We start from the raw sequence: 22990 nt of genomic DNA on the forward strand, positions 1-22990 counted from the left end.
TGTCGATGCCAAGCCCTTCCGCCGCACCGAACGTCTTACCGGAAGAAGTCACCATGCCAACCCACGTCCGCTCTTATTCGAAGATCAACCTCGGCCTCGCCATCGGCCCACCGCGCTCTGACGGCTTCCACTCCCTCGTCACCCTCTATCAGACCCTGGCGCTCTACGACCAGATCGCTCTGGTAGCCCGCCCCGCCGCCGTCACCCGCATCACCCTCCGCTCCAACGATCCGCGCGTCCCCCTCGACGCCCGCAATACGGTCTGGAAGATGGTCGCCAAGGCCTTGTCGGTCCTCAACCGCACTGCGGAAGTCACCGTCCACATCCAGAAAAATCTTCCTATTCAGGGCGGCATGGGAGCGGGTTCAGCCAACGCCGCCGCCGCCCTCATCGGCCTTGAAAAGGCTCTCTGCCTCTCTATCCCGCCCGAAACTCGCCTCGAGATCGCCGCCCAGGTCGGCTCGGACGTCCCACTTTTCCTGGTCGGCGGCGCCTCCTTCGGCTCCAATCGTGGCGAAGCCGTCACCCCCGCCCCCGTAATCACCTTTGAGGGCCAGTCCGAGATTCCCTGTGTCATCGCCCTCCCGAACGTCGGCGTCTCCACCCCCCAGGCCTTCCGCGACTGGGACGCACGGTTCAAATCCGCACCCGATTTGCACAATCCGCCCATTCGCGATACGATGAATGAGTTGAGCCGCACTTACGCGTCCGTCTTCGGCTACCAAGGCGAAATGGAAAGCAATCAGTCTGGCGCCTCCGGTATCTTTCCTGAACCGAGTCTGAGCGTAGCCTCAGGCAGCCCTGAGAAATTGCAGGGAACTCCAGATGAGCAACTTCATCGCAGTCCTGAAACTACGGACAGGAGCGGAATCAAGATTGATCTGGCCGAGAACTCCCTTCTCGCGCTTGTCCGCACCGGGATAGAAAACGACTTTGAAACGGTCGTCTTTCCTCAGTATCCCTCCCTGCGTGAAATCAAGCGACATTTGATGGGACCTTCGGAACAAGAGAACTCCGCAATCATTGCGGCGCTCTCGGGCTCAGGCTCTGCCCTCTTCGGCCTTTACCGGTCCAAGTCGCACGCAGAAGCCGCTCAACAAAGGCTCCAGCAGCACGGCGTCAAGGCACTTGTCACGACGACTCTGCCACGCCCTCTCTACTGGAGTGACATGTTCGCAGAGTAATCTCCCCGCGCTGGCCGCATCTTGTAAACTACTTCTGTAGATCAGGACAGGCCACCAGCCTCCGGGCCGATTTACTGGGCGATCGACTAACGGTAGGTCAGGTGCCTTTGGAGCATCTAGTCTAGGTTCGAATCCTAGTCGCCCAGCCAGAAAACGCCGGGGATCGACAGGCAGCACATCGCCAGATAGGTTAGTCGCTCTCGACCCAGCGTTCTTATCTGAAGCGCACTGCGCCACGAAGGAACGAAAGCAATCTCAGGGTTATTTCCCTGGCCGCCCTCAGCCCAACAAGCTGCCCCGGCCGAAGAAGTAAAGCATTGGTAATTGACGCGAGAACACCGTGAGCAGTAACAGAGCAGACCTAAGAAGAACCGGAAGTCTTATTTCGTAACAGAAGTACCGGGCCAACCTGCCCGGAAGACATAAAGCAGCAGAGATCCGCCAAGGTCAAACAGCCTGGAGTTTTTCAAACGTGAATCAAAAAGACACGCCTGCGGTTCTTCCCCCTGATTTAGCGCGCGACGACGAGATGAACGCCAACTCGGACCTCGCGCAGGCAACACTATCTGCGGCATCAGCCTCCGCAAAAGCCGGCACCGAACGCAAACCGCGTACGGGCCGGCTCAGCGAGGCGAAACGTTTCAAGATCTTCTCCGGTCTCGCCAATCGAGGGCTCGCGGAAGAGGTTTGCAGGTTCGTCGGAGTGCCCTTGGGTGAAACCAAGATGCAGAGATTTTCTGACGGCGAGATCTACTTTCAGTTGCTCGAAAACGTTCGCGGCGCGGACGTCTTTGTCATTCAGCCCACCTGCTTTCCGGTGGATGAACACCTGGTTGAACTTCTGATCATGATGGACGCGCTCAAACGGGCTTCGGCCGCGCGCATCACAGTCGTGATCCCGTACTACGGCTACGCGCGGCAGGATCGCAAAGACCGCCCTCGCGTCGCCATCAGTTCCAAGCTCGTCGCGGATCTTCTGACGACCGCAGGCGCAAACCGCGCGCTCCTCGTCGATCTCCACGCCGCGCAGATTCAAGGCTTCTTCAATATCCCGGTCGATCATCTCTTCGCCAGCCCCGTGCTGGTCGGATACTTCCGGGACCTCAACCTGCCCGACCTGACCGTAGTCAGCCCGGACGCCGGTGGAGTAGAACGTGCGAGATTCTTCGCCAAAAAGCTTGACGTTCCGTTGGCCATCGTCGACAAGCGACGCACCGACATCAACGTCACAGAAGTGATGAACGTCATCGGAGATGTACGCGGCAGAACCTGCCTCATCCTCGATGACATCATTGACACCGCCGGCACGCTCGTCAAGACAGTCGACGCGCTGCTGGCACAGGGAGCCGCCAAGGTCTACGCCTGCGCCTCCCACCCCGTGCTCAGCGGCCCAGCCGTTGAGCGCATCGCCAATTCACGGCTTGAGCAGTTGGTCGTGACCAATACCATTCCTCTGCGGGAAGAAGCGCAGAAGGTGGAAAAGATCAAGGTGCTCTCCATCGCCGGCCTTCTGGGCCGTGCCATCGAAAGCATTCACATGGAGACCAGCGTCTCCACCTTGTTCAACTAGATAACGCAACACGAACCCGGCGGACCCAGCCGCAAACGGAGCAAAGCAAGTCGGCTCGCTAGGCCCTAGGCTCTAGTCCCTGCTTCTTCCGCGCCCGAAAGGAAACATCATGGCCTCCCAGAAGTTTGAAGCAGTCGTAGCAACCCCGCGCACCGGCAAGTTCAACAAGAACCACGCACGTCGCGTTCGTGTCGCAGGCAAGATCCCCGCCACTGTCTACGGTGCAGGCATCGATGCCGTCGCCGTCACCGTCGACCCCAAGGTCGTCACCAAGATCCTCCACTCCGAGTCCGGCCACAACACCATCTTCGACCTTAACGTCGAAGGCGCGCCCCTCGCCAAGGCCATGATCGTCGACTGGCAGCACGAGCCCATCAAGGGCAAGCTCCTCCACGCCGACTTCAAGCGCATCGCAATGGATAAGGCCATGCGCGTCTCCGTTCCCGTCCTGCTCTCCGGCATCCCGGTTGGCGTCAAGACCGGCGGCGGCGTTCTCGATCAGATCATGCGCGAAGTTGAGATCGAGTGCCTCCCGTCCGATATCCCGGATCACATTGACGTTGACGTTGCGAACCTCGAGCTCTACGGCGCCATCCACATCTCGGACCTGCCGCACTCCGGTTCCATCAAGTTCCTCGGCGATGAGACCGCTCTCGTAGCCCACGTCACCCTCATCAAGGAAGAGGTTGAGCCCGATGCCGCCGTCGCTCCCGCAGCCGAGCCTGAAGTAGCCAAGAAGGGCAAGGGTGATGCCGCCGCCGCAGCAGCACCGGCAGCAGATGCCAAGGCCGCACCGAAGAAGAAGTAAACTCTCGGAGCCCATCCATCAAAGGTGGGCTCCGTCAACTGTCTCATCACTGCTTGTTCACTGCTTCGCCCCTGTCTCATCACTGCCTTATGCGCCTGATTGTCGGTCTAGGAAATCCCGGAATCGAATATCAGTTCACGCCGCACAATGCAGGCTTTCTCGCCATAGACCGTCTTGCTGAGGTCTTCGGCACAGCAGTCAACAATCGCCGCGGCAAAGCCCTCACCGGCAAAGCCGTTATCTCCGGCCAGGAAGTCTTGCTGGCCAAGCCTGAAACCTTCATGAACCTCAGCGGGCTTTCCGTAGCCGCCCTGCTTCAGGAACTCGGGCTCAGTCATCAAAGCGATCTCATCGTCCTTTACGACGAGCTCGCCATCCCCCTCGGGCAGCTTCGCATTCGCGAGCGCGGTTCGGCGGGCGGGCACAACGGGGTCAAATCGATCTCCGGTGTGCTCGGCTCGGAAGAGTGGACCCGCATCCGCATCGGCGTAGGCAAGCAGCCCACTGAGACCGGACGCGAGATCAAGGCAGGCGGCGTCGATTACCTGCTCTCTCCCATGCGCCGCATGATGTTGCAGGAGCTTGACCTGGTGCTTGACGAAACCGTAAAGGCCGTCGAAACCATCCTCAAAGAGGGAGTCAAGGCGGCCATGAACAAGTTCAACCGCAAGGTCAACGGAGAAGATCCCGAAGGCCCTGCCGCAAAGTAATAAAACGTCCAGACCGTTGTCGGCAGGCACTTCAGCCGCCACGGTGCGAAGCAGAACTTCGCAGAAAGAAGCGCCAATGAATCGCACCTACGAAATCATGTTCATCGTCCGTCCCGACGTTGAAGAGGCAGACCTCGACAAGCTCGTCGAAGGCTTCCAGAAGAACATCACCGATGGCAACGGAGAGGTCAAGTCCATCGAAAAGATGGGTCGCCGCCGCCTCGCTTACACCGTCCGCAAGTTCAACGATGGCTTCTACGTCCTCATGAACATCGCCGCGGAAGGCCAGCTCATCACTGAGATCGAGCGTCGCCTCCGCGTCTCCGAGCCCGTCATCAAGTTCATCACCGTCCGCATGGACGAAGAAGAGAAGCGTCTCGCCAAGATCAAGGCGCACCGCGATACCCACGTCAAGCGCAGCGCCATCCCCCAGCAGATCCAGCAGCCCGTGCCCGCAGCAGCCGCACCGGTTGAGGCCTCTGCCGAGCCCGTTGCAGAAACGCCCGCAGAAGCCCCGGTAGCCGCTGCTCCCGTCGCAGAAGCCGAGCCCGTCGCAACCGTCTAAGCTCGTTCCTCTCTCGCGACAGCCTCACCATCGCGCAAGCAGCAAAACGCCACCCCGGTCTTCCGTCCTTGCATCCTTGAAGGTCGTTCAGAGACTCCCCAGTGAGTCTGGAGCCCGGGTAAAGGCAAACCAACAGCACCAGGAGAAAATCATGGCTGACGAAACCAACGCAACTCCCGAGCAGCAGGCGCCCGCCGCATCCGCGCCTGCCGAGCGCGCCCCTTACGTACCTCGCACCCCCCGCCCAGCAGGCGGACCCGGAGGCCCTGGCGGTCCCGGCGGTCGTCCCGCCGGCGGTCCTGGCGGCGGTCCCGGAGGACGCAAGTTCTTCCGCCGCAAGAAGGTCTGCAAGTTCTGCACAGAGAAGATCGACGCCATCTCCTACCGCGATGTCCGTCTCCTTCAGGGCTTCGTCGCAGAGCGTGGCAAGATCGTGCCGCGCCGTCTGACCGGCGTCTGCACCCGCCACCAGCGTCGCCTCTCGCTCGCCATCAAGCAGTCGCGCAATATCGCCCTGCTCGCCTTCGCGGCCCGCTTCTAACTTAGCCCTCGCGGACGGAACAAAACCCGCGCAAGAACACTGGAGATTCATCATGGAAGTCATTCTCAAAGAAGATGTCGTCAAGCTCGGACACCGCGGAGACGTGGTCAAGGTCGCGGACGGCTACGGACGCAACTACCTCCTCCCGGGCAAGCTCGCCATTGAGGCCACCGCAGCCAACAAGGCAGTCATCGATCAGATGAAGGCCTCGGCGGTCCGCAAGTCGGTCAAGGAGAAGGGCGCGGCAGAAGATCTCGCCAAGCAGATTTCCGCAGTCGAACTCACCTTCGAGCGCAAGGTCGGCGAGAACGAGCAGCTCTTCGGCTCCGTCACCTCCGGCGATATCGCTCAGGGCCTCGAGGCTCAGGGCTTCACCGTCGATCGCCGCAAGATCTCCCTCGAGGAGCCCCTCCGCTCCCTCGGCGAGTTCCACGTCCCCGTCAAGCTCTATCGCGAGGTCACCGCGCACGTCAAGGTCACCATCAAGAGCGATGCCCCTGACGAAGTGGCAGCAGCCCCCGCAGCCTAACTCAACCGCACCAAAGCCAAAGGCGCATCCCCATGAAGGATGCGCCTTTGGCTTTTTCCGTTCCCCTGGCGTTAGTGGTTCAGCAGCCCCGGAATCGCTTCCGCATCCGGATACACAGTGGAGAGCGTAAGCTCCCGGAACCTCTTCGCCTCACTCGCACGAGCCTCCTCCACCTTCTGCACGCGCTTCTCCGCATCCACGCCCAGGACCAGCCGCACCGGGACCTTATCGCTCGCGGCCAACCGCACAATCAGATCCGCAATCCTCTTCGGATCGCCCTCTGATCTTCCTCTCACGCTGGCCAGAAGCTTCAGGATCGGCCCAACCGAAGCCTCATACTCCGGCAATAGTTCGGGCACATTCTCGCCCGCACGCTGTGCCCAGTTTGTCCTGATGCCGCCCGGCTCCAGCGTACACACCTTCACGCCAAACGGTGCAACCTCCATCGCCACCGCATCGCTGAATCCGCCCACAGCCCACTTCGCCGCGTGATAAGGCGAGTTACCCGCATACGCCATACGCCCGCCAACCGAGGACACCTGGAAGATATGCCCGCTCTTCTGCGCGCGCATCACCGGCAGCGCCGCTCGCGTCGTATAAACCACGCCATAAAAGCATGTATCGACCACAGCCTGAAAGTCCTCGCCGCTCATCTGCTCGAACGGCCCAAACTGACCGTAGCCGGCGTTATTCACCAGCACATCCAGCCGCCCGAACGTATCCACAGCCGCTTGAACTGCGGCCTTGGCCGCCGTCTCATCGCGAACATCCAGCGTCACCGGCTTCACGCGCTCGCCGTACTGCGCCACCAGCGGATCAAGCTCTTCAGTCCGCCGTGCCGCCGCAACCACCTTATCGCCCGCAGCCAGCGCCGCCTCAGCGATATCCCTGCCTAAACCGTTTCCGCTTCCCGTAATCAACCAGACCTTAGCCATGTGCAAGATCCTCCTGAATCATCTGATTCAATAATGACTGACTGGATGCTCATTTTATTTTAATCAATAAAACGAACTAACGCACCGCCCGCCAGAATACCTCGAACGCACGCTCAGTCAGCATCTCCTGCTGCTTTGGTTTCTTCGCAATAAACTCCATCACCGCGTCTTGCAGGGAAGACATCATCGCCACCGCAAAGCCCGAAGGCAGCTCACGCAGCGACTCCCGCTCACCTAACTCACGCAGCGTCCTGTCGATCAGCCCGCGAGCCTCCGCCGCCCGCGACCGCGTCGCCGCAGTAATCACGTCAGACACATTCAACTGCACGGAGACCTTGCGCTTCAGCGGATACTCCACCGCCCACCCCAGGTAGCTCACCCAGATATGCTTCACCCTGCGCTCCAGGCTGCCTTTATGCGGAAAGCTCTCGTTCACGCGGCTGTACACCTCACCCTTCAGTTCCAGGTAAAGCTCGTTCAGCAGCTCGTCCTTGTTCACAAAGTAGGTAAACAGCGTTCCCGCCGCCACATCGGCTCTCCTGGCAATCTTCGCCGTAGCCGCACCCAGCCCGGCCTCGGCGATCTCCCCCACCGCCGCCTGCAGAATTGCATCTCGCTTCTCAGAGCTCTTCAATCTCGCCATAACTAAGATGAGACTACAACTGTCGGCCCCCAGAGTCACCGCCCGAGTCCGATCGAGCCTTTATCCGCCAGTATCCCTCTTATCCGCGTTACGCCTTTCCAGCTCCTACTCTGGACAAGAGACCTACTTCGTCTCCGTCCACAAGAATCCCATCTCATCCGCATAGTCCTCCACCAACTGCGTCTGGCTCACCCCCGCGCTATGCCCGCCCTTCAGACTGTAGTGCAGCAGCACCGGCCTTCCGCTCCCACTTGCCTCCTGCATCAGTGGAGTCATCTTGCGCGCATTCATCGGGTCCACCCGAGTATCCCCATCGCCCGTAAAGAACAGGATCGCCGGATACTTCGCTCCCATCTTCACGTTCTGATAAGGCGAGTAGGCCCGTATATAAGCAAACTGCGCCGGGTCCTCAGCCGATCCGTACTCCGTCGTCCACGTCCGCCCCATCAGAAAGTTTTGGTAGCGCAACATATCCAGCAGCGGATACCCGCACCAGATCGCACCAAACAAATCCGGCCGCTGCGTCATCGAAGCGCCCATCAGCAGTCCGCCATTCGAGCGCCCCCGAATCGCAAAGTGCGCCGCACTCGTGTACTTGTTCGCGACCAGATACTCAGCCGCTGCATACCAGTCGTCGAAGACATTCTGCTTCTTCTCGAACATCGCCGCCTTGTGCCAAGCCTCGCCGTACTCGTTACCGCCCCGCAGGTCAGGCAGCGCAAAGTAGCCGCCCTGCTCCATCCACCACGCATACTCCGGGTTCCAGACCGGCGTCTCGCTCAACGCAAAGCCACCGTAGCCCGTCATCAACAGGCGCTCAGAGCCGTCACGCTTCAGGCCCTTCTTGCCCGCGATAAACATCGGCACCCGCGTTCCGTCCTTCGACGTGTAGAAAACCTCCTTCAACTCATAAGCGCTGGAGTTGAACGGAACCTTCTGCGTATCGAAGACCTCGCTCTTACCCGTCACCACGTCGTAGTGAAAGATCGTCGGAGGCGTCACGATCGATTGAAACGTATAGAACCCGTCCTTATCCTCCACGCGCCCTGACAACTCAGAGCCTGCGCCAATCCCCGGAAGTGCAATCTTGCCCGTTTCCTTACCTTCCAGCGTATAGGCCGTCAGCTCGCTCTTCACATCGTGCAGCCGAAGCACAAACATCTTGCCGCCGACGATGTTCACCCCCTCCAGAACATCCTTCGCCTCGGGAATCACAGTCTTCCACTCCTCCGGCTTCTGTCCCATCACAGCCTTCAGCACACGATGGTTCGGCGCATTGAAGTCCGTATCCACGTAGAAGTCGTCGCCCACGTTCATCTCGCTGAACCGGCTATCGATGCCATACACCAGCGACTCGATCGGCGAATCCTTCACCCGCAGATCCTTCAGCAGGATGTCCTCGCGCTCTGCGGGCACGCCCCGGTTGATGCTCATCACCAGGTAGTGTCCATTGGCCGTAATCCGCACGCCAATCCCGTCGATCTCCCCAAGCTTCTCGCCCCGGTACTCGCCACCCAGCAGCATCGTGTCGTTGTCCGTCGTCGTGCCGAACGCATGATAGAAAACCTTGTTCCCCACATGCGGATAGAAGCGCGAGTAGTACACGCCCTTCTTATCCGGAGCCACCTGCACCCCGTAGTACCGCGCACTCGGCAGCACGTCAGCCGTATCTTTGCGGCTTGCCACATCGAAGAAGTGAACCTCGCTCTCGTCCGCGCCGCCCACTCTCACGCCGTACAGCAGCAGCGATCCATCCTCTGTAATTCCGTTCAGATTCACGGAAGTATTCCCATCCGAGCTCCGGCTGTTCCCATCGATCAACTTCACATCTTCCCCATGCAGCCCCACGCGCATGTAGATCGAAGCCTGATTCTCATCCGCCAGCCTCCGCGAGAAGAAGTACTTGCCGTTGCGTTCCGTAGGCGTACTCATCTGGTCAACCTTCAGCAACGCCGCCATCTGCGTCCGAACCTCCGGCAGAATCTTCACCTGGTCCAGATACTGCTGCGTATACGCGTTCTGTGCGCCGATGTAGGCCCGCGTCGCCGGGCTCTTCGCATCTTCGAGCCACCGGTAGTCGTCCGTCACCTTCGCATCTGTAGCGCCCGCAACCTTGTATGTGTCGGTCACCGGACGCTTCTCGGTCTTGGGTGCCGCTGGAAGGGCAATGCCGTCTTTGCCGTGGATTACTGTGTCTTGGGCAAAAGCCGTCCCCATGCAAGCTGCGAGTGCCAGACATCCCAACGCGATACGCATCCCTGATCTCCTGATAAGCCTTGATGCAAGCTTAGAAGATCATCCTAACGGGTCGGATGCAGTGCCGGTCTACTAGAAGATGGAGAAGTTTACTTCCACATTCATCTCAATGCGGACCGGATGGCCGTCTTTCATCGCCGGCCTGAAGCGATACTGCTGAACAGCGGCTACAGCTCTTTGATCCAGGCCCATGCCGATCCCGCGCAAGACGCGAACGTTTATCGGGTGGCCTGATTCATCGACCTGGAGATAGACGAGCACATTGCCTCCAACCTTCGCCTTGCGGGCTTCGTCTGAAAATTCGGGTTCTGGCTGGAAGGTGACGATCGGTGCGCTGACTCCACCGCCGATGCGCTCGATACCGCCTCCGGTATTGCCGCCAGATCCGGGACCAATACCTGCACCATCGCCGGAGCCAAGTCCTGTGCCACGACCGTTACCGAAGCTCATGCCGACAAGAGGAGAGTTGGGCATCCCGATCTGGGGCACATCAGAGTGCGCCATCTTTAGGTCAGCTTGAGCCACGACCGTGGGCTCAAGAGCGATCCGTGGCTGCTCCAGGGGCGGAGCCTTCACCGGCATGATCTGGATCGGCGCCACTTTAGGCGGATTGCCACGGGTAACAGGAGTGGAGCTGACATTGCCTCCTCCGCCACCGGCTGCAAGCGTACGTGGTGCGATAGGAGGCAGAGGCGGAACAGTAAGGATAGCCACCTGCGGCGTATGAACCGAGGCAACAAGTTGTGTGCGATGAAGGATGGCGAAGACGATCAGGAAGATCGCGAGTGCGTGAATGAAAGCCGCGCCGACGAGGCCCCGGACGTTCCACGGTGAGGCCGATGGGCCATCCCAGAGAATGGATTGCGATTGCAAAACAGGAGCGGAATTGACCATGGCAGGACCTCTTTCTGGAACAGGTTGAAGGGAGAGTGCAGCGTGAATACGAGACTCGATATGCAGAGGAGGTTGAGGGTTGGCGGTTTCGTAGAGCACTTCCTGGAGCAGTAGCTCGAAGTGATCTGCGCCGTTGAGTTCAATCGTCATGAAAGAACCTCCGTTGCTCTTCGAGTTGCGAGCGCCTCGAAACGCCGGCGAAGCTCAGCCTTGGCGCGATGGATGCGTGTGCGCACCGTGGCCTCGGGAATGCCGAGAGTGACAGCCACGTCAGAGGAACGCATATCTTCGAGGGCGCTGAGCAGAAGCGGCTGACGCAGGTCGGATGGAAGTGCATCGATGAGCGTTCGAAGCAACGTGCGGTCAGACTGATCCACAGCGTCTTGTTCCGGCGAGGCCAAGTCGGAGGCAAGCTCAAGCTCGGCGATGTCTTCGGCCCGGCGCATAGCTTTGGCCTGCGCGGTAGCGATGCGGTCGAGCCCGGAGCGCCAGACCGCCCGTGCGAGATAGGCTCGCTCATCGTTCATGGTTTGCTGCCACAGGCCCGTACGATAAAGCTTCATGAAAGTCTCCTGGACGGCGTCCTCCGCGTCCTGGCGGTTGTTGAGCAGTGAGAACGCAACGCGGTACAGGAACCGGGAGTGCCGGTCCACGAGTGCCGTGAAGAGTGTCGCCGTATCTGTCTGCTGCCCGTTTGCCTGCACGCCCATTGAATCCCGTTCACTAGCTAAGACCGGAGGAGCAGCCGGAATGTTCGGGATTATTTTCAGGTCGGGTTATTCTTAGCCAAACACTTGCGAGGGAGCGGATATGAGTTGTTTCAGGAAAGCTGTTGCTTTTGGTGTGACGGGGATAATGGCGGTTTCAGCAGGTGCTGCCCCTCAAAAGCACGCCATGGTCGTCTCGATCCACCACGACGCCTCGGATGCCGGCCTTGAGATTCTCAAACAGGGCGGAAATGCTGTAGATGCTGCCGTTGCCGTCGGTTTCGCCCTTTCAGTGGTGCTTCCCCAGGCCGGTAACCTGGGTGGCGGAGGCTTCATGCTCATCCGCGACCACAACGGCGAAGCCCACTTCCTCGACTTCCGAGAAAAGGCCCCAGCGGGCGCCACCCCCAACATGTACCTCGACCAGGCCGGAAACATCATCCCTGGGCTTTCCACTCGCGGCTACCTGGCGATCGGTGTTCCAGGCTCCGTGGCAGGCTTTGCTTACGCTCAGAAGCACTACGGCAAGCTCACACTTGCACAGGACATGGCGCCTGCGATCAAACTGGCGAAGATGGGTTACACGCTGTCAGAGGAAGAAGCGCGTGCTCTGCACTCGACCAACCTGACCAAGTTTCCTGAGTCACACCGCATCTTCCAACGGGATGGCGACTACTACAAGACTGGCGACACCTTTGTGCAGCCGGAACTCGCGAAGACCCTGCAAAGACTGGCCGCGAATCCTCAGGAGTTCTACACAGGGCCCATGGCGAAGCAGCTTGCAGACACCGTGCATACACACGGTGGGCTGTTGACGGAGGCAGATCTAGCGGCGTACACCGTGGCCGATCGTAAGCCGCTGGTAGGACACTACTCGACGGGCGGGCAGAAATACGATGTAGTGACCTCACCACCGCCGAGCTCCGGTGGCATCGTTCTCCTGGAGGTGCTCAACATGCTTAGTGGGTACGACCTGCCTAAGCTTGGCGGCGATCGCAGCGAGGCCCAGATGCACATCATCACCGAGGCATTTCGCCGCGCGTATATGGATCGCGGAGACTATCTTGGCGATCCGGATTACACCGTGTTGCCGCTGGCGCAGATGGGTAACGAGCGCTACGCATCTGCATGGCGGAAGACGATCGATCCGGTTAAACCGACTCCTTCAGCAGAACTCAGGAGGCCGGCAGGGTTCATGCCGCCGCCCCCGGCTGTGACGCCGGTGAAGGAGTCCACGCAGACGACCCACTTCTCCGTGGTGGATAGCGATGGCAATGCAGTGTCCACGACCTATACGCTCAATGGCCTCTTCGGATGCGGCGCTACGGCGGAGGGACTCGGCTTCCTGCTGAATAACGAGATGGACGACTTCAGTTCCAAGCCCGGGTCTCCGAACATGTTCGGGTTGATTCAGGGGCCGGCGAATGCGATTGCCCCGGGGCACCGGCCGCTCTCCAGCATGACTCCTACGATCGTTACGGCTGCGAGCAAGCATGGGAAGCCGGGGGAGTTGCGGCTGGTGCTGGGTTCGCCTGGTGGCTCGACCATCATCACCACCGTCATCAACGACCTGCTGAGTATCCTCGTCAACGGACTGAGTGTCCAGGCGGCAGCTGATGCTCCGCGGTTCCATCATCAGTATCTGCCGGATGTTCTTGATGTGGAGAAGGCGTTTCCGGTGCCCGTGGTGGAGGAGTTGCGGGCGGCTGGTTACAAGGTTTCGCGGGCGAATGAGGCGGATGAGAAGAACCCGGGGGTATGGGGGGATAGTGAGCTGATCGAGGTGAACCCAAAGACGGGGGCGCTAGAAGGCGGCCACGACAACCGGCGGAAGTTTGGGAAGGTTGCGAGCTACTAAGGTAGGCTGGACACAATGGGTCAGATGATTCTGGGAAGTTCAACGCATGTGTTTCTGCCGCAGCGGCTGCACCCGGGGCTGCTCGATGCCTTGGCGAATGGTGGCGCGAAGACCATCGAGGTCTTTGCGGCGCGGTATCACTTCGACTACGCCGACCGGGCGCAGGTGAAGGAGATTGCGGGGTGGTTCCGGTCCAACCCGGTGACCGCCAGCCTGCACCAGCCGCTGACCACGGAGACCACGTTCTCACGCCACGCGGCGATGAGCCTGGACCTGATCGACCGGGAGAAGATGCACCGGATCGAGGCCATGGATGAGGTGAAGCGTGCGCTCGAGGCGGCGGAGCAGATTCCGTTCGAGAGCTGTGTGCTTCACTTGGGGATGAAGGGTGACAAGTGGTCCGAGGCTACGCTGGAGTTCGCGCTGACCGCGGTGGATCATGTGAAGGCGTTCGCTTCACCGCTGGGGGTGAAGCTGCTGCTTGAGAATCTGCAGAATGAGGTGGCCACCCCGGAGCACCTGGTGGACATACTGCGGATCGGCCACTTCGACTCGGTGGGGGTGTGCCTGGATACGGGGCATGCTCACCTGAGTGAGGGTGGGATTGCGGGTGCGTTCGAGGTGCTCAAGGGGCGCGTTGTTGAGGTGCATCTGCACGACAATAATGGGATGCGCGATGAGCATCTTTGGCCTGCCAGTGGAAGCGAGAGGAGCGTTGCGGCTGCCAAAGGCTCCATCGACTGGGCGGAGACTTACCGGCTGCTGGATACGCTTCCGGCGGCTACGCGTGGTGTGCTTGAGATCGGGTATGAAGGTTTTGAGACGGCGGAGGCTGTCTCGCGGATGACGGGTGAGGTGCTGTCGCATCGAACGCGGCTACTTGAGGAAGCGGCCGCGTTCGATGAGGGACAAGGCTAAGGGTAGATGCGGTTGAGGGTGCGGGCGAAGGGGATGGTTTCGCGGACGTGGTCCAGGCCGCAGATCCATGCTACGACGCGCTCGATGCCCATGCCGAAGCCGCCGTGGGGGACCGACCCGTACTTGCGGAGGTCGAGATACCACTGGAAGGCGTCAAGCGGGAGGCCGTGGTGCTCGATGCGGGACTTCAGCAGGTCGTAGTCGTCTACGCGCTGGGAGCCGCCTATGATCTCTCCGTAGCCTTCGGGGGCCAGGACGTCTACGCAGAGGGCCTTGGTGGGGTCTTCGGGGTCGGGCTGCATGTAGAAGGCCTTCATGGCTGACGGGTAGCGGTGGACCATGACGGGACGGTCGAACTGGTTGGAGATGTAGGTCTCGTCGGGTGAGCCGAAGTCGTCTCCGTCCTTGTGGAGGGTTTCGACGAGACCCTTCGCGTGGGCTTCTACGAGCATCTTGTGGGCATCGTCGTAGCTGAGACGGGGGAACGGGGCCTTGATGGTCTCGAGCTTGGAGACGTCCTTGCCGATGACCTTGAGGTCTGCCTGGTGCTTCTCCAGGACGGCGGCGACGATGAAGCTGAGGTAGTTTTCGGCTAGCACCAGCAGGTCGTCCAGCGTGGCGAAGGCGAGTTCGGGTTCGACCATCCAGAACTCGGTGAGGTGGCGGCGGGTCTTGGACTTTTCCGCGCGGAAGGTGGGGCCGAAGGAGTAGACCTTGCCGAGCGCGAGGGCGGTGGCTTCGATGTAGAGCTGGCCGGACTGGGTGAGGTAGGCCTTGTCGTCGTCGAAGTAGTCCATCTCGAAGAGCTCTGAAGTCCCCTCACACGCATTTGGCGTCAGGATCGGTGGATCGGTGCGGACGAAGCCGTTGTCATCGAAGTACTGGGCGGCGGCGCGCATGATGGTGGCGCGGACTCTGAGGATGGCGGACTGGCGGGGGGTCCTGATCCAGAGGTGGCGGTGCTCCATGAGGAAGTCAACGCCGGCTTCCTTGAGCTGGATGGGGAAGGGGGTCTCGTCGGGGACGCGCTGGATGACCTTGAGGCCTTCTACGTCGAGCTCGAATCCGGAGGGTGCGCGGGCATCGGCTCTTACCTTGCCCGTGACTTCGAGGCTTGATTCCAAGGTGAGGGTCTTGAGGGTTTCGAAGAGCTCTTCGGGGACGGCGGCCTTGGGGACGATGCCCTGGATGGTTCCGGTTCCGTCGCGGAAGATGGGGAAGAGGAGCTTGCCGCTGGCGCGGAGGTTATAGAGCCAGCCCTTGAGGGTGACGCTTTGTCCTTCATGCGCTGCGAGCTCCGAGATGCGTGCGGTGATGACTGCTTCTGACATCCTTCTAGTTTCTCACTTTCCGCTTTGGCGGCTTATGAGGGTACCCCCTCCCCCCCCGCTTTACCTCTAAAGTCTTCATTCCATTGAATTTAGGTCGGGACATGGTTAAAGTATTCAAAATAAAAGGGTTGCGTCCAAAGTCTTCATTGCAAAGGGTTTAGGCCTTCGTAAAAAGATGGAATGAGTTCCTGGTTGTCTTTGGGTGTACTTCTATTTTACCAAGTTGGCCAAGGTAAATACCCCAACTATTTTCAGCTTTTATCTCTATTTGAATGAAGGAGTTAGCTCGTTTTTGGCGCGTCTGGGGGCTTGACAAGCGAATTTGCTGGTGTTTTTGAGGGTTCTGGGCTGGATGCGGCGTCTGGCGCGGGTTTTGGAGGCCCTGACGGGATGGCGCAAAGGCCGTCAGGGCTGGTTTTTACCTCAGGCGGAACGGAGCGGGGCGGCGGGAACCACGGTTTCAACGAGGCCGGTGGCGACGTCATAGACGAGGCCGGAGAGGAGCCATGAGGCGGGCAGGGCGGGGATGGAGCGGAGGAGTTCGACGTCGCCGATGACGGCTGCGTGGGGATCGGTAACGGATTTCCCGGGGACGTCGGCCTCCGGGATGTGGAAGTAGTGGGCGAGCATGGCGGGGTCGCCGGCGAGGCGGGTGATGCCGCAGTCTGTGTGTTGGAAGACGATGAGGTGGAACTCGCCACCACCGCCGGCGGGCTGCTGGGTGACCTTGCCGATGCGGCCGAGGAGGCCCAGCTCTTCGATCAGGACGGGGGTGATGCGGCCGCCGATGTTGCGGATGACGAGGGCTTCGCCAGGGTGCAGGCCGAGGATGTCGGCGGGATCGACGCGCATATCCGCGCAGCCGATGATGATGGCTTTGGCGTGGTGGGCGGCGTCCGCGAGCGAGGGCATGAGGGTGCCTGCGGCTGATTGCTGGGCGGCGAAGGCTTTGTTGCGTTCGAGCATGGAGTCAAGGTTGCTCATCTGCGGGTGTCCTTTCAGGTGGATTACCGTGCTTGGATGCGGGGGGTTGGCGCGTTGGACCAACAGATTTCCGGGCGGTGTAGAGTCATGCTGCACCGTATGTTTCCGGGTACTTTGTTGTGGAGGTCAGCTTGCGATGAAGATCAGTTCCGTGGGGGAGTATGGGAAGCAACTGACGCGCTTGGGGGCGGTGAACTGCTTTCTGGTGCTTGAGGACGATGGCTACACGCTGATCGACGGGAACTTGAAGGGAACTGAGGATGAGATTCTGCGGGCGGCGGGGGATGTGCCGATTCGGCGGATTCTACTGACCCACCCGCATGTCGATCATGTGGGAAGTGTCGATGCGCTGATGGCGAGGGTTGCGGGGTTGAAGCTGCTGGCTTCGGAACGATCGATCCCGATCCTGCAGGTGCCGCCGGACCTTTCGTTGAGGCCGGGAGAGGTGGGGCCGATCCGTGGGGGGACGCCGGGGATTGCGACGAAGGTCAGCCAGACGGTGGCGGAGGGTGATCGCTTAGGGTCGTTGCTGGTGATCGATACGCCGGGGCATATTCATGGGCACCAGGCATTTCTGGATGAACGCGACGGGACGCTCTATGCGGGCGATGAGTTCGGGTCGCTGGGGAAGTTCAACATCACGGGTTTCATGCCGTGGTGGTTTCCGTTGAAGGCGTTTTCGAATCGCGATCAGGCGAAGGACACGGCGAGAAAGCTGCAGGGGTATCCGGTGCAGCGTGTGGCTTGCGGGCATGGACGGGTGTTGGAGGGTGGAAGGGAGTTGGTGCAGGGGGCGATCGATCGGGCGAAGGGATAGACTCAGGGCGATAGTGAAGGTCTGCATTCGAAGAAGGTGGGTTCGTGGTGAGGTGGAACTAAGTTGACGATTGAAAACTTTCGGTTGATCGTCTTTCGTGCTGTGGCGCGGCATTCCAGCTTCAGCCGGGCCGCGGAGGAGCTGCTGCTGACGCAGCCGGCGGTGACGCAGCAGATCAAGGCGCTGGAGGAACAGTTTGGGCATCCGCTGTTTCATCGTGGCGGGGGACGTATCTCGCTGACGCCGGGAGGCGCGGCACTGCTGCCGTTTGCGGAGCAGATCAAGGTGTTGAGCGAGGAGGCATTCACTGCGGTGGCGAAGGCTTATGGGCAGGAGGCCGGGGAGCTGAGCGTGGGGGCTTCGCAGACGATTGCGCAGTACCTGCTGCCGACTTTTCTGGCGGCGTTTCTGCAGAGGAACCCGGATGTCCGGATCACGGTGCGAATCGGCAACAGCGATCAGATGCTGGCGGCGCTGGTCTCCGGCGAGATCCAGGTTGCGTTGCTGGAGGGTCCGGAGCTGCGGACGGACGTGCATATTGAGGCGTTCATGGAAGACCACATGGTGCTGGTGGTTCCTGCCAGCCATGAGTGGGCGGGGCGGAAGGTGACGCTGGACGAGTTGCGGACGCAGCCGCTGCTGGTGCGGGAGTTTGGGTCGGGCTCGCGGCGGATTGTGGAGCAGGCGCTGGCGGGTGTGGGGTTGAAGACGAAGGATCTGAACATACGGATGGAGCTGGATTCGACTGAGGGGCTGCTGAATGGGGCGGAGGCTGGGCTGGGGGTGACGTTTGTTTCCCGTTGGGCGGTGCGGAATCAGCTTGCGCTGGGGACGTTGACGCTGGCTCGGGTGGAGGGGCTGAAGCTTTCACGGAGCTTCTCCGTGGCGTACCCGGCGGGGCCGGAGCCTATAGGGAGCGTGGGGGCTTTCCGGTCGTTTCTGGTGGGGTATGCGGCTTCGGTTGCTCCTCGACGGGCTACGAAGAAGCAAGGGCTGGGTCAGGGGTAGAAGGTGGGCTAATCGGGCATTAGAAGTTCTACTTGGACGCGGTCTTTGGGCGAGTCGATAGTCACGTTAGAGGAATAGAGACGTGACTGAGACGATGACGCAGGAGCTTACGGCAACAGACGATTATTTGTTTACCGAGACGGTTGAGGAGCTGGGGCAGACGGGACCGGGCGTGCCGAAGAAGGCGTTCGATGCGCGGTCGATCTTCTTCCTGGGACTGTTGCTGGCTGGGAGTGGGCTTGTCTCGCCGCCGGTGGCGCTGGTGGGCGGGATTGCGTTTGGGTTTTCGGTGGTTCATCCGTATCGGAAGGAGGCGAGCTCGCTGGCGAAGCTGCTGTTGCAGATCTCCGTGGTGCTGCTGGGGTTTGGGTTGAATCTGCAGCAGGTGATTCATGCGGGGCGATCGGGGTTTGTTTATACGGCGGTGAGCATCTGCTGTGCGGTGGGGCTGGGGCTGCTGCTGGGGAAGGTGTTCAAGGTTGGGGGGAAGGCGAGCTATCTGATCACGCTGGGGACGGCGATCTGCGGGGGATCGGCGATTGCGGCGATTGCGCCGATCACGGATGCGAATGAGGAAGAGATTTCGGTGTCGATGGGAACGGTGTTTCTGCTGAACTCGGTGGCGCTGCTGGTGTTTCCGGCGATTGGATGGTGGCTGCACCTGAGCCAGAACCAGTTTGGACTATGGGCTGCGCTGGCGATCCACGATACGTCGTCCGTGGTGGGCGCGGCGGCGAAGTATGGGCCGCAGGCGCTGGCGATCGGGACGACGGTGAAGCTGGCAAGGGCGCTTTGGATCGTGCCGGTGTCGCTGGTGACTGCGGCTTATATGAGCAGGGCAGCGAGGCGTGAGGGGCGGCAGGGACAGGTGGCGAAGGTCAAGGTGCCTTGGTTCATCTTTCTGTTTGTGGGGGCGTCAGTGCTGAGCACTTATGTGCCGCGGCTGATGGGGATTTACCTGGATCTGAACAGGCTGGGTAAGGCGGGGTTGACGGCTACGCTGTTTTTGATCGGAACCTCGCTGTCAAAGAAGACGCTGCAGGCGGTGGGGATCAAGCCGTTTCTGCAGGGGGTGATTCTTTGGGTGATGGTGGGTACGGTTTCGCTGGTTGCGATCGATATGGGGCTGATCGGGATCTAATTATGGGGCTACGGCGGACTCGATCTCCTGAAGGTCTTGCGGCGTGAGGGTCAGGTTGAGAGCGGCGCAGTTTTCTTCGAGATGGGCTAACGAGCTGGTGCCGGGGATGGGGACGATGACCGGGGAGCGGTGGAGGAGCCAGGAGAGCTGGAGCTGGGTGGGAGTGGCACCGAGGCGGGTGGCGATTGCGGCGAGTTTGCTGCCAGGGGCGTTGAGCTTGCCGGCGGCTACGGGGTACCAGGGGAGGAAGGCGATGTTGTTCTGGGTGCAGTAGTCGAGGACGGCTTCGTGCTTGCGCTCGGTGAGGTTGTACTTGTTCTGGACGCTGACGATGGGGAGGATGCGGCGGGCTTGCTCGATCTGGGCGACGTTGACTTCAGAGAGGCCTACGTGGCGGATCTTGCCGGCTTGCTGGAGGTCCCGGATCATGCCGAGAGAGTCTTCAAGGGGGACCTGGGGGTCGATGCGGTGGAGCTGCCAGAGGGGAAGCTGCTCGAGCTTGAGGTAGCGGAGGCTCATCTCGACCTGCTGGCGGAGGTAGGAGGGACGGCCGAGCGGCTCGGACTTGGCAGGGGCCATGCGGGCGAGGCCGGCTTTGGTGGCGATGACTACGCCTGCGGGGTAGGGTGCGAGGGTCTCGCCGATGAAGCGCTCCAGTTCCTGCGGGCCATAGGCGTCGGCTGTGTCGATGAGGTTGACGCCGAGATCGAGGGCTCGGTGGAGGATGGCTTTGGCTGCGGTGGGATCGAGGGGCGGGCCCCAGGCTCCGTCGGCGATGAGGCGCATGGTGCCGTAGCCGATGCGGGAGAGAGGGAGGTCGTTGGCGAGGAGGAAAGATTGCATGTGAAGTTTGATGCTTGCAGCTGAAAGCATTTTTCTTTTTGTGTAGACGCGTAAGTGCAGGTGTGCATCTGACTTACCAGTAACGACGATATGACGGCGGGATTATCTCGATTCCTTACTGATGAGTAAGGCCATGGGATCGGCGCGCGTTGATCGATCTCTGAAGTAAAAGGAAGAACTACCAATGAAGACCAAAATTTTTGCCGGCGCAATGCTGCTTGCTACGCTTTCTGCTACCCCGATGTTTGCCTCCTCCGACCGCAGCGACCTGGATGACCGTCTGCTGCAGGCTCGTAAGGTGATCGACCAGATTGCAAGCACGCCGGATAAGGGCATTCCTGATGGCATCGTAAGCCATGCTGTCTGCGTGGGCGTGATCCCGAGCGTGAAGAAGGGTGCATTCCTGGTTGGGGCCGAGTACGGTCAGGGCGTTGTGAGCTGCCGCACGGGCCATGGCTGGAGCGCTCCGGTGTTCATCCGCCTGGCGGGTGGAAGCTTTGGATTCCAGATTGGCGGACAGGCTACGGATCTGATTCTCGTGGCTGTGAACGATAAGGGCTTCCAGGATCTGTTGAAGTCGAAGTTCAAGATTGGCGCGGATGCTTCTGCTGCCGCGGGTCCGGTTGGACGCAATGCACAGGCTGGTACGGACATCCAGTTGAATGCTGAGCTGCTGACGTATTCGCGTGCGAAGGGTCTGTTTGCCGGTATCGATTTGAACGGCATCAGCATCTCCCAGAATCAGGACGATACCGACCTGTACTACGGCACGAAGGGTGAGAACTTCGAGACGATCCTGCACGGCAAGCAGCCGGTCCCGGCTTCTGCCAAGGGCTTTGTGGGCACGCTGGCACGGTACTTCCATATCGCTCGTAGCCGCTAGGCTTTAGTGGGTGTGACGGGGCAGGGGATGGAGCTTTGGCTCTGTCACCTGCCCCTTTTGTTTTGTGCCGGGTTTGGGGACGGCCTGAGTTGATAAAGATTGATAAAAGCGATCAAGGCTGATTATCTGGTGGGCTAAGGCTGAGGTTCTGCTCGGCTATGATTTGTTTATGGGTTTGACGATTGCTGCTATACGGACGGGATTTGATGCGGTGGGGACGTTGCCGGAGGGGGCGTTTCATACGACGCTGGATGAGCAACTGATCTGCCCGAAGTGCGATGCAAGTTATAACTTGATCGTGGATTATCAGGCTTCAGTGGGTAGGCATTTTGGGGAGGAGTCCCGGAAGCTAATTATGTTGCTGAAGAAGGCTATTTTTATGGGGCATTCGGATGGGCATCGGGTGGTGCATTTTGAGACTTCAGGGGTTGTAGTGCGGAGCTTTGGGGTGGAGGTGGAGAAGAAGAGGATTGTGAAGGGATCGGATTTGATTCAGTGAGAACAGGCAACAGCAAATACGAAATACTGAGGTTCTGAGCTTCGCTAAGAATGACGGCCCTCCGGTTCAATAGGCGTTGTGGAGGGGGTGGCTGGGTGGTTTCCTCTTGAGTCTCAGGTGGATTTTGGGGGTAGGCTTAAGGCTATGGCTAAGAAGAAACTGCGGGTTGGCGTTTTGTTTGGTGGGCGGAGTGGGGAGCATGAGGTTTCGCTGCTTTCAGCGAACTCGATTCTGAAGGCGATCGACCGGAAGAAGTATGAGGTGGTGCCGATTGGGATCACCAAGCAGGGCCGGTGGCTGGGGGGCGATGGGGCCAAGGGGCTGCTGACGGGGGATTCCGGTCTGACGTTGAGTGCTTCCGCGCAGGTGACCGAGACGGGGCTGATTGAGCAGAGCGGCGGCGTCATTGGTGCGCTGGATGTGATCTTCCCGGTGCTGCATGGGACGTTTGGCGAGGATGGGACGATCCAGGGGATGCTGGAGTTGGCGGACCTAGCTTATGTGGGGTCGGGCGTGCTGGGGTCGGCGGCCGGGATGGACAAGGATGTGATGAAGAAGCTGTTTGCGGCGGCGGGTCTGCCGCAGACGCCGTACCTGAGCGTGCTGCGGAGTGAGTGGAAGGCGGATGCGAAGGGGTGCAGGAAGAGGATCGAGAAGGCTCTGGAGTATCCGCTGTTTGTGAAGCCGGCGAACCTGGGGAGCTCGGTGGGGATCAGCAAGGTGCATGGACGGGATGAGCTTGCGGCTGCGATGGATCTGGCGGCGGGGTTCGACCGGAAGCTGGTGGTGGAGCAGGGAGTGGGCGGGCCGGGGGCGAAGCCTCGGGAGCTGGAGGTGGCGGTGCTAGGGAACGAAACGCTGGAGGCGAGCGTGGTGGGTGAGATCGTGCCGGCGAAGGAGTTCTACGACTACGAGGCGAAGTACCAGATGAATGGGCCGGACGAGAGTGTATGCATCATTCCGGCGAAGCTGAGTGCGAGCGAGCAGAAGCAGATGCGGGCGATGGCGATGGAGGCCTTTCGGGCTTGTGACTGCTCGGGTCTGGCGCGGGTGGATTTTCTGATGGAGCCTGCGGCGAAGGGCAAGAAGGCGAAGTTCTATCTGAACGAGATCAATACGATGCCGGGATTCACTTCGATCTCGATGTATCCGAAGCTTTGGGGTGCGAGCGGGGTGGGGTATACGGAGCTGATCGATCGTCTGATTGTGCTGGCGCAGGAGCGTCATGCGGAGAAGATGGCTACGGCATTTGCCCGAGAGTAATGCTGGAGGACTTGGTAGAATTTCGGGAAGCTTTGGCGGAGGTCTTCTTCTGGTTTCCGCAATGACACAAAAGTTCGGCGGTCGATAGAGCGCGGGGAGCGAT

Annotated in this window: 23 protein-coding genes and 1 tRNA gene; 16 read left to right on the plus strand and 8 right to left on the minus strand. The window is 60.2% G+C overall.

Annotated elements, in window-relative coordinates; genetic code table 11:
- Positions 1-5: 5 nt before the first annotated feature.
- The 8 genes from ACIX9_RS23365 (at position 6) to rplI (ending at position 5907) form a co-directional block, all read left to right on the plus strand.
- A complete protein-coding gene (locus ACIX9_RS23365; protein ID WP_232298767.1) occupies positions 6-1184 on the plus strand; it encodes a 4-(cytidine 5'-diphospho)-2-C-methyl-D-erythritol kinase in 1179 nt (392 codons plus the stop codon).
- A gap of 75 nt (positions 1185-1259) precedes the next feature.
- A tRNA-Gln gene (locus ACIX9_RS01580) sits at positions 1260-1333 on the plus strand.
- A gap of 323 nt (positions 1334-1656) precedes the next feature.
- Positions 1657-2754, plus strand: a complete 1098-nt coding sequence (locus ACIX9_RS01585) for a ribose-phosphate diphosphokinase (RefSeq protein ID WP_013578719.1) — start codon at positions 1657-1659, stop codon at positions 2752-2754.
- A gap of 109 nt (positions 2755-2863) precedes the next feature.
- Entirely contained in the window at positions 2864-3562 is a 699-nt protein-coding gene (locus tag ACIX9_RS01590; protein WP_013578720.1) for a 50S ribosomal protein L25, read from the plus strand.
- Between the two features lie 89 nt (positions 3563-3651).
- The gene (pth, locus tag ACIX9_RS01595) at positions 3652-4272 is read left to right on the plus strand and encodes an aminoacyl-tRNA hydrolase (protein ID WP_013578721.1); all 621 of its coding nucleotides are present in this window, start codon (positions 3652-3654) and stop codon (positions 4270-4272) included.
- Positions 4273-4348: 76 nt separating this feature from the next.
- Complete coding sequence (gene rpsF, locus ACIX9_RS01600; protein ID WP_013578722.1) at positions 4349-4837, plus strand: 30S ribosomal protein S6; 489 nt, start codon at positions 4349-4351, stop codon at positions 4835-4837.
- A gap of 151 nt (positions 4838-4988) precedes the next feature.
- Entirely contained in the window at positions 4989-5378 is a 390-nt protein-coding gene (rpsR, locus tag ACIX9_RS01605; protein WP_013578723.1) for a 30S ribosomal protein S18, read from the plus strand.
- A 52-nt stretch (positions 5379-5430) separates the two neighbouring features.
- Positions 5431-5907: a 50S ribosomal protein L9 gene (gene rplI / locus ACIX9_RS01610; protein WP_013578724.1), complete on the plus strand. Its 477-nt coding sequence runs from the start codon at positions 5431-5433 to the stop codon at positions 5905-5907.
- A gap of 71 nt (positions 5908-5978) precedes the next feature.
- Here rplI and ACIX9_RS01615 read toward each other — a convergent pair whose 3' ends face one another.
- The 5 genes from ACIX9_RS01615 to ACIX9_RS01635 all read right to left on the minus strand — a co-directional run bounded on the left by ACIX9_RS01615 (position 5979) and on the right by ACIX9_RS01635 (position 11345).
- On the minus strand, positions 5979-6842 hold the full coding sequence (locus ACIX9_RS01615; protein WP_013578725.1) for an SDR family NAD(P)-dependent oxidoreductase: 864 nt from the start codon (positions 6840-6842) through the stop codon (positions 5979-5981).
- A 76-nt stretch (positions 6843-6918) separates the two neighbouring features.
- Complete coding sequence (locus ACIX9_RS01620; RefSeq protein WP_041596882.1) at positions 6919-7485, minus strand: TetR/AcrR family transcriptional regulator; 567 nt, start codon at positions 7483-7485, stop codon at positions 6919-6921.
- 123 nt (positions 7486-7608) lie between these two features.
- Positions 7609-9741 (minus strand): prolyl oligopeptidase family serine peptidase, encoded by a 2133-nt coding sequence (locus tag ACIX9_RS01625; RefSeq protein ID WP_013578727.1) that lies wholly within the window; start codon positions 9739-9741, stop codon positions 7609-7611.
- Positions 9742-9813: 72 nt separating this feature from the next.
- The gene (locus tag ACIX9_RS01630; protein ID WP_013578728.1) at positions 9814-10785 is read right to left on the minus strand and encodes an energy transducer TonB; all 972 of its coding nucleotides are present in this window, start codon (positions 10783-10785) and stop codon (positions 9814-9816) included.
- The gene (locus tag ACIX9_RS01635) at positions 10782-11345 is read right to left on the minus strand and encodes an RNA polymerase sigma factor (protein ID WP_013578729.1); all 564 of its coding nucleotides are present in this window, start codon (positions 11343-11345) and stop codon (positions 10782-10784) included. The genes ACIX9_RS01630 and ACIX9_RS01635 overlap by 4 nt, the downstream gene beginning before the upstream one ends.
- A 145-nt stretch (positions 11346-11490) precedes the next feature.
- Between ACIX9_RS01635 and ggt the strand changes: the two genes are divergently transcribed.
- Both ggt and ACIX9_RS01645 read left to right on the plus strand, forming a co-directional pair.
- Positions 11491-13200 carry a gamma-glutamyltransferase gene (ggt, locus tag ACIX9_RS01640; protein ID WP_232298768.1) on the plus strand — a complete coding sequence of 570 codons (1710 nt, stop codon included), beginning with the start codon at positions 11491-11493 and terminating at the stop codon, positions 13198-13200.
- Positions 13201-13215: 15 nt separating this feature from the next.
- The gene (locus tag ACIX9_RS01645; RefSeq protein ID WP_013578731.1) at positions 13216-14118 is read left to right on the plus strand and encodes a sugar phosphate isomerase/epimerase family protein; all 903 of its coding nucleotides are present in this window, start codon (positions 13216-13218) and stop codon (positions 14116-14118) included.
- Here the strand turns inward: ACIX9_RS01645 and asnS are convergent.
- Together asnS and ACIX9_RS01655 are read right to left on the minus strand one after the other, a co-directional pair.
- Positions 14115-15449 (minus strand): asparagine--tRNA ligase, encoded by a 1335-nt coding sequence (gene asnS, locus ACIX9_RS01650; RefSeq protein ID WP_013578732.1) that lies wholly within the window; start codon positions 15447-15449, stop codon positions 14115-14117. The genes ACIX9_RS01645 and asnS overlap by 4 nt on opposite strands.
- A gap of 423 nt (positions 15450-15872) precedes the next feature.
- Complete coding sequence (locus tag ACIX9_RS01655) at positions 15873-16433, minus strand: carbonic anhydrase (RefSeq protein WP_013578733.1); 561 nt, start codon at positions 16431-16433, stop codon at positions 15873-15875.
- A 136-nt stretch (positions 16434-16569) separates the two neighbouring features.
- On the opposite strand from ACIX9_RS01655, the gene ACIX9_RS01660 reads away from it, so the two are divergent.
- From ACIX9_RS01660 to ACIX9_RS01670, 3 genes are all read left to right on the plus strand, one after another.
- Complete coding sequence (locus tag ACIX9_RS01660) at positions 16570-17250, plus strand: MBL fold metallo-hydrolase (RefSeq protein ID WP_013578734.1); 681 nt, start codon at positions 16570-16572, stop codon at positions 17248-17250.
- A 63-nt stretch (positions 17251-17313) separates the two neighbouring features.
- Entirely contained in the window at positions 17314-18258 is a 945-nt protein-coding gene (locus tag ACIX9_RS01665) for a LysR family transcriptional regulator (protein ID WP_013578735.1), read from the plus strand.
- Between the two features lie 82 nt (positions 18259-18340).
- Entirely contained in the window at positions 18341-19399 is a 1059-nt protein-coding gene (locus tag ACIX9_RS01670) for a YeiH family protein (RefSeq protein WP_232298769.1), read from the plus strand.
- Here ACIX9_RS01670 and ACIX9_RS01675 read toward each other — a convergent pair whose 3' ends face one another.
- The gene (locus tag ACIX9_RS01675; RefSeq protein ID WP_013578737.1) at positions 19400-20242 is read right to left on the minus strand and encodes an aldo/keto reductase; all 843 of its coding nucleotides are present in this window, start codon (positions 20240-20242) and stop codon (positions 19400-19402) included.
- A gap of 184 nt (positions 20243-20426) precedes the next feature.
- On the opposite strand from ACIX9_RS01675, the gene ACIX9_RS01680 reads away from it, so the two are divergent.
- From ACIX9_RS01680 to ACIX9_RS01690, 3 genes are all read left to right on the plus strand, one after another.
- On the plus strand, positions 20427-21125 hold the full coding sequence (locus ACIX9_RS01680) for a lipid-binding SYLF domain-containing protein (RefSeq protein ID WP_013578738.1): 699 nt from the start codon (positions 20427-20429) through the stop codon (positions 21123-21125).
- 169 nt (positions 21126-21294) lie between these two features.
- Positions 21295-21624 (plus strand): hypothetical protein, encoded by a 330-nt coding sequence (locus ACIX9_RS01685; protein ID WP_013578739.1) that lies wholly within the window; start codon positions 21295-21297, stop codon positions 21622-21624.
- Between the two features lie 144 nt (positions 21625-21768).
- Entirely contained in the window at positions 21769-22887 is a 1119-nt protein-coding gene (locus ACIX9_RS01690; protein ID WP_013578740.1) for a D-alanine--D-alanine ligase family protein, read from the plus strand.
- Positions 22888-22990: the final 103 nt, after the last annotated feature.

Source organism: Granulicella tundricola MP5ACTX9 (assembly GCF_000178975.2).
GTDB classification, from domain to species: Bacteria; Acidobacteriota; Terriglobia; order Terriglobales; family Acidobacteriaceae; genus Edaphobacter; species Edaphobacter tundricola.

Bases quoted from the DNA above. Each gene is read 5' to 3' on its own strand.
- ACIX9_RS23365 (WP_232298767.1), top strand. From the start codon at position 6: ATGCCAAGCCCTTCCGCCGCACCGAACGTCTTACCGGAAGAAGTCACC.
- ACIX9_RS01590 (WP_013578720.1), top strand. From the start codon at position 2,864: ATGGCCTCCCAGAAGTTTGAAGCAGTCGTAGCAACCCCGCGCACCGGC.
- pth (WP_013578721.1), top strand. From the start codon at position 3,652: ATGCGCCTGATTGTCGGTCTAGGAAATCCCGGAATCGAATATCAGTTC.
- rpsF (WP_013578722.1), top strand. From the start codon at position 4,349: ATGAATCGCACCTACGAAATCATGTTCATCGTCCGTCCCGACGTTGAA.
- rpsR (WP_013578723.1), top strand. From the start codon at position 4,989: ATGGCTGACGAAACCAACGCAACTCCCGAGCAGCAGGCGCCCGCCGCA.
- rplI (WP_013578724.1), top strand. From the start codon at position 5,431: ATGGAAGTCATTCTCAAAGAAGATGTCGTCAAGCTCGGACACCGCGGA.
- ACIX9_RS01615 (WP_013578725.1), bottom strand. From the start codon at position 6,842: ATGGCTAAGGTCTGGTTGATTACGGGAAGCGGAAACGGTTTAGGCAGG.
- ACIX9_RS01620 (WP_041596882.1), bottom strand. From the start codon at position 7,485: ATGGCGAGATTGAAGAGCTCTGAGAAGCGAGATGCAATTCTGCAGGCG.
- ACIX9_RS01625 (WP_013578727.1), bottom strand. From the start codon at position 9,741: ATGCGTATCGCGTTGGGATGTCTGGCACTCGCAGCTTGCATGGGGACG.
- ACIX9_RS01630 (WP_013578728.1), bottom strand. From the start codon at position 10,785: ATGACGATTGAACTCAACGGCGCAGATCACTTCGAGCTACTGCTCCAG.
- ACIX9_RS01635 (WP_013578729.1), bottom strand. From the start codon at position 11,345: ATGGGCGTGCAGGCAAACGGGCAGCAGACAGATACGGCGACACTCTTC.
- ggt (WP_232298768.1), top strand. From the start codon at position 11,491: ATGGCGGTTTCAGCAGGTGCTGCCCCTCAAAAGCACGCCATGGTCGTC.
- ACIX9_RS01645 (WP_013578731.1), top strand. From the start codon at position 13,216: ATGGGTCAGATGATTCTGGGAAGTTCAACGCATGTGTTTCTGCCGCAG.
- asnS (WP_013578732.1), bottom strand. From the start codon at position 15,449: ATGTCAGAAGCAGTCATCACCGCACGCATCTCGGAGCTCGCAGCGCAT.
- ACIX9_RS01655 (WP_013578733.1), bottom strand. From the start codon at position 16,433: ATGAGCAACCTTGACTCCATGCTCGAACGCAACAAAGCCTTCGCCGCC.
- ACIX9_RS01660 (WP_013578734.1), top strand. From the start codon at position 16,570: ATGAAGATCAGTTCCGTGGGGGAGTATGGGAAGCAACTGACGCGCTTG.
- ACIX9_RS01675 (WP_013578737.1), bottom strand. From the start codon at position 20,242: ATGCAATCTTTCCTCCTCGCCAACGACCTCCCTCTCTCCCGCATCGGC.
- ACIX9_RS01680 (WP_013578738.1), top strand. From the start codon at position 20,427: ATGAAGACCAAAATTTTTGCCGGCGCAATGCTGCTTGCTACGCTTTCT.
- ACIX9_RS01685 (WP_013578739.1), top strand. From the start codon at position 21,295: ATGGGTTTGACGATTGCTGCTATACGGACGGGATTTGATGCGGTGGGG.
- ACIX9_RS01690 (WP_013578740.1), top strand. From the start codon at position 21,769: ATGGCTAAGAAGAAACTGCGGGTTGGCGTTTTGTTTGGTGGGCGGAGT.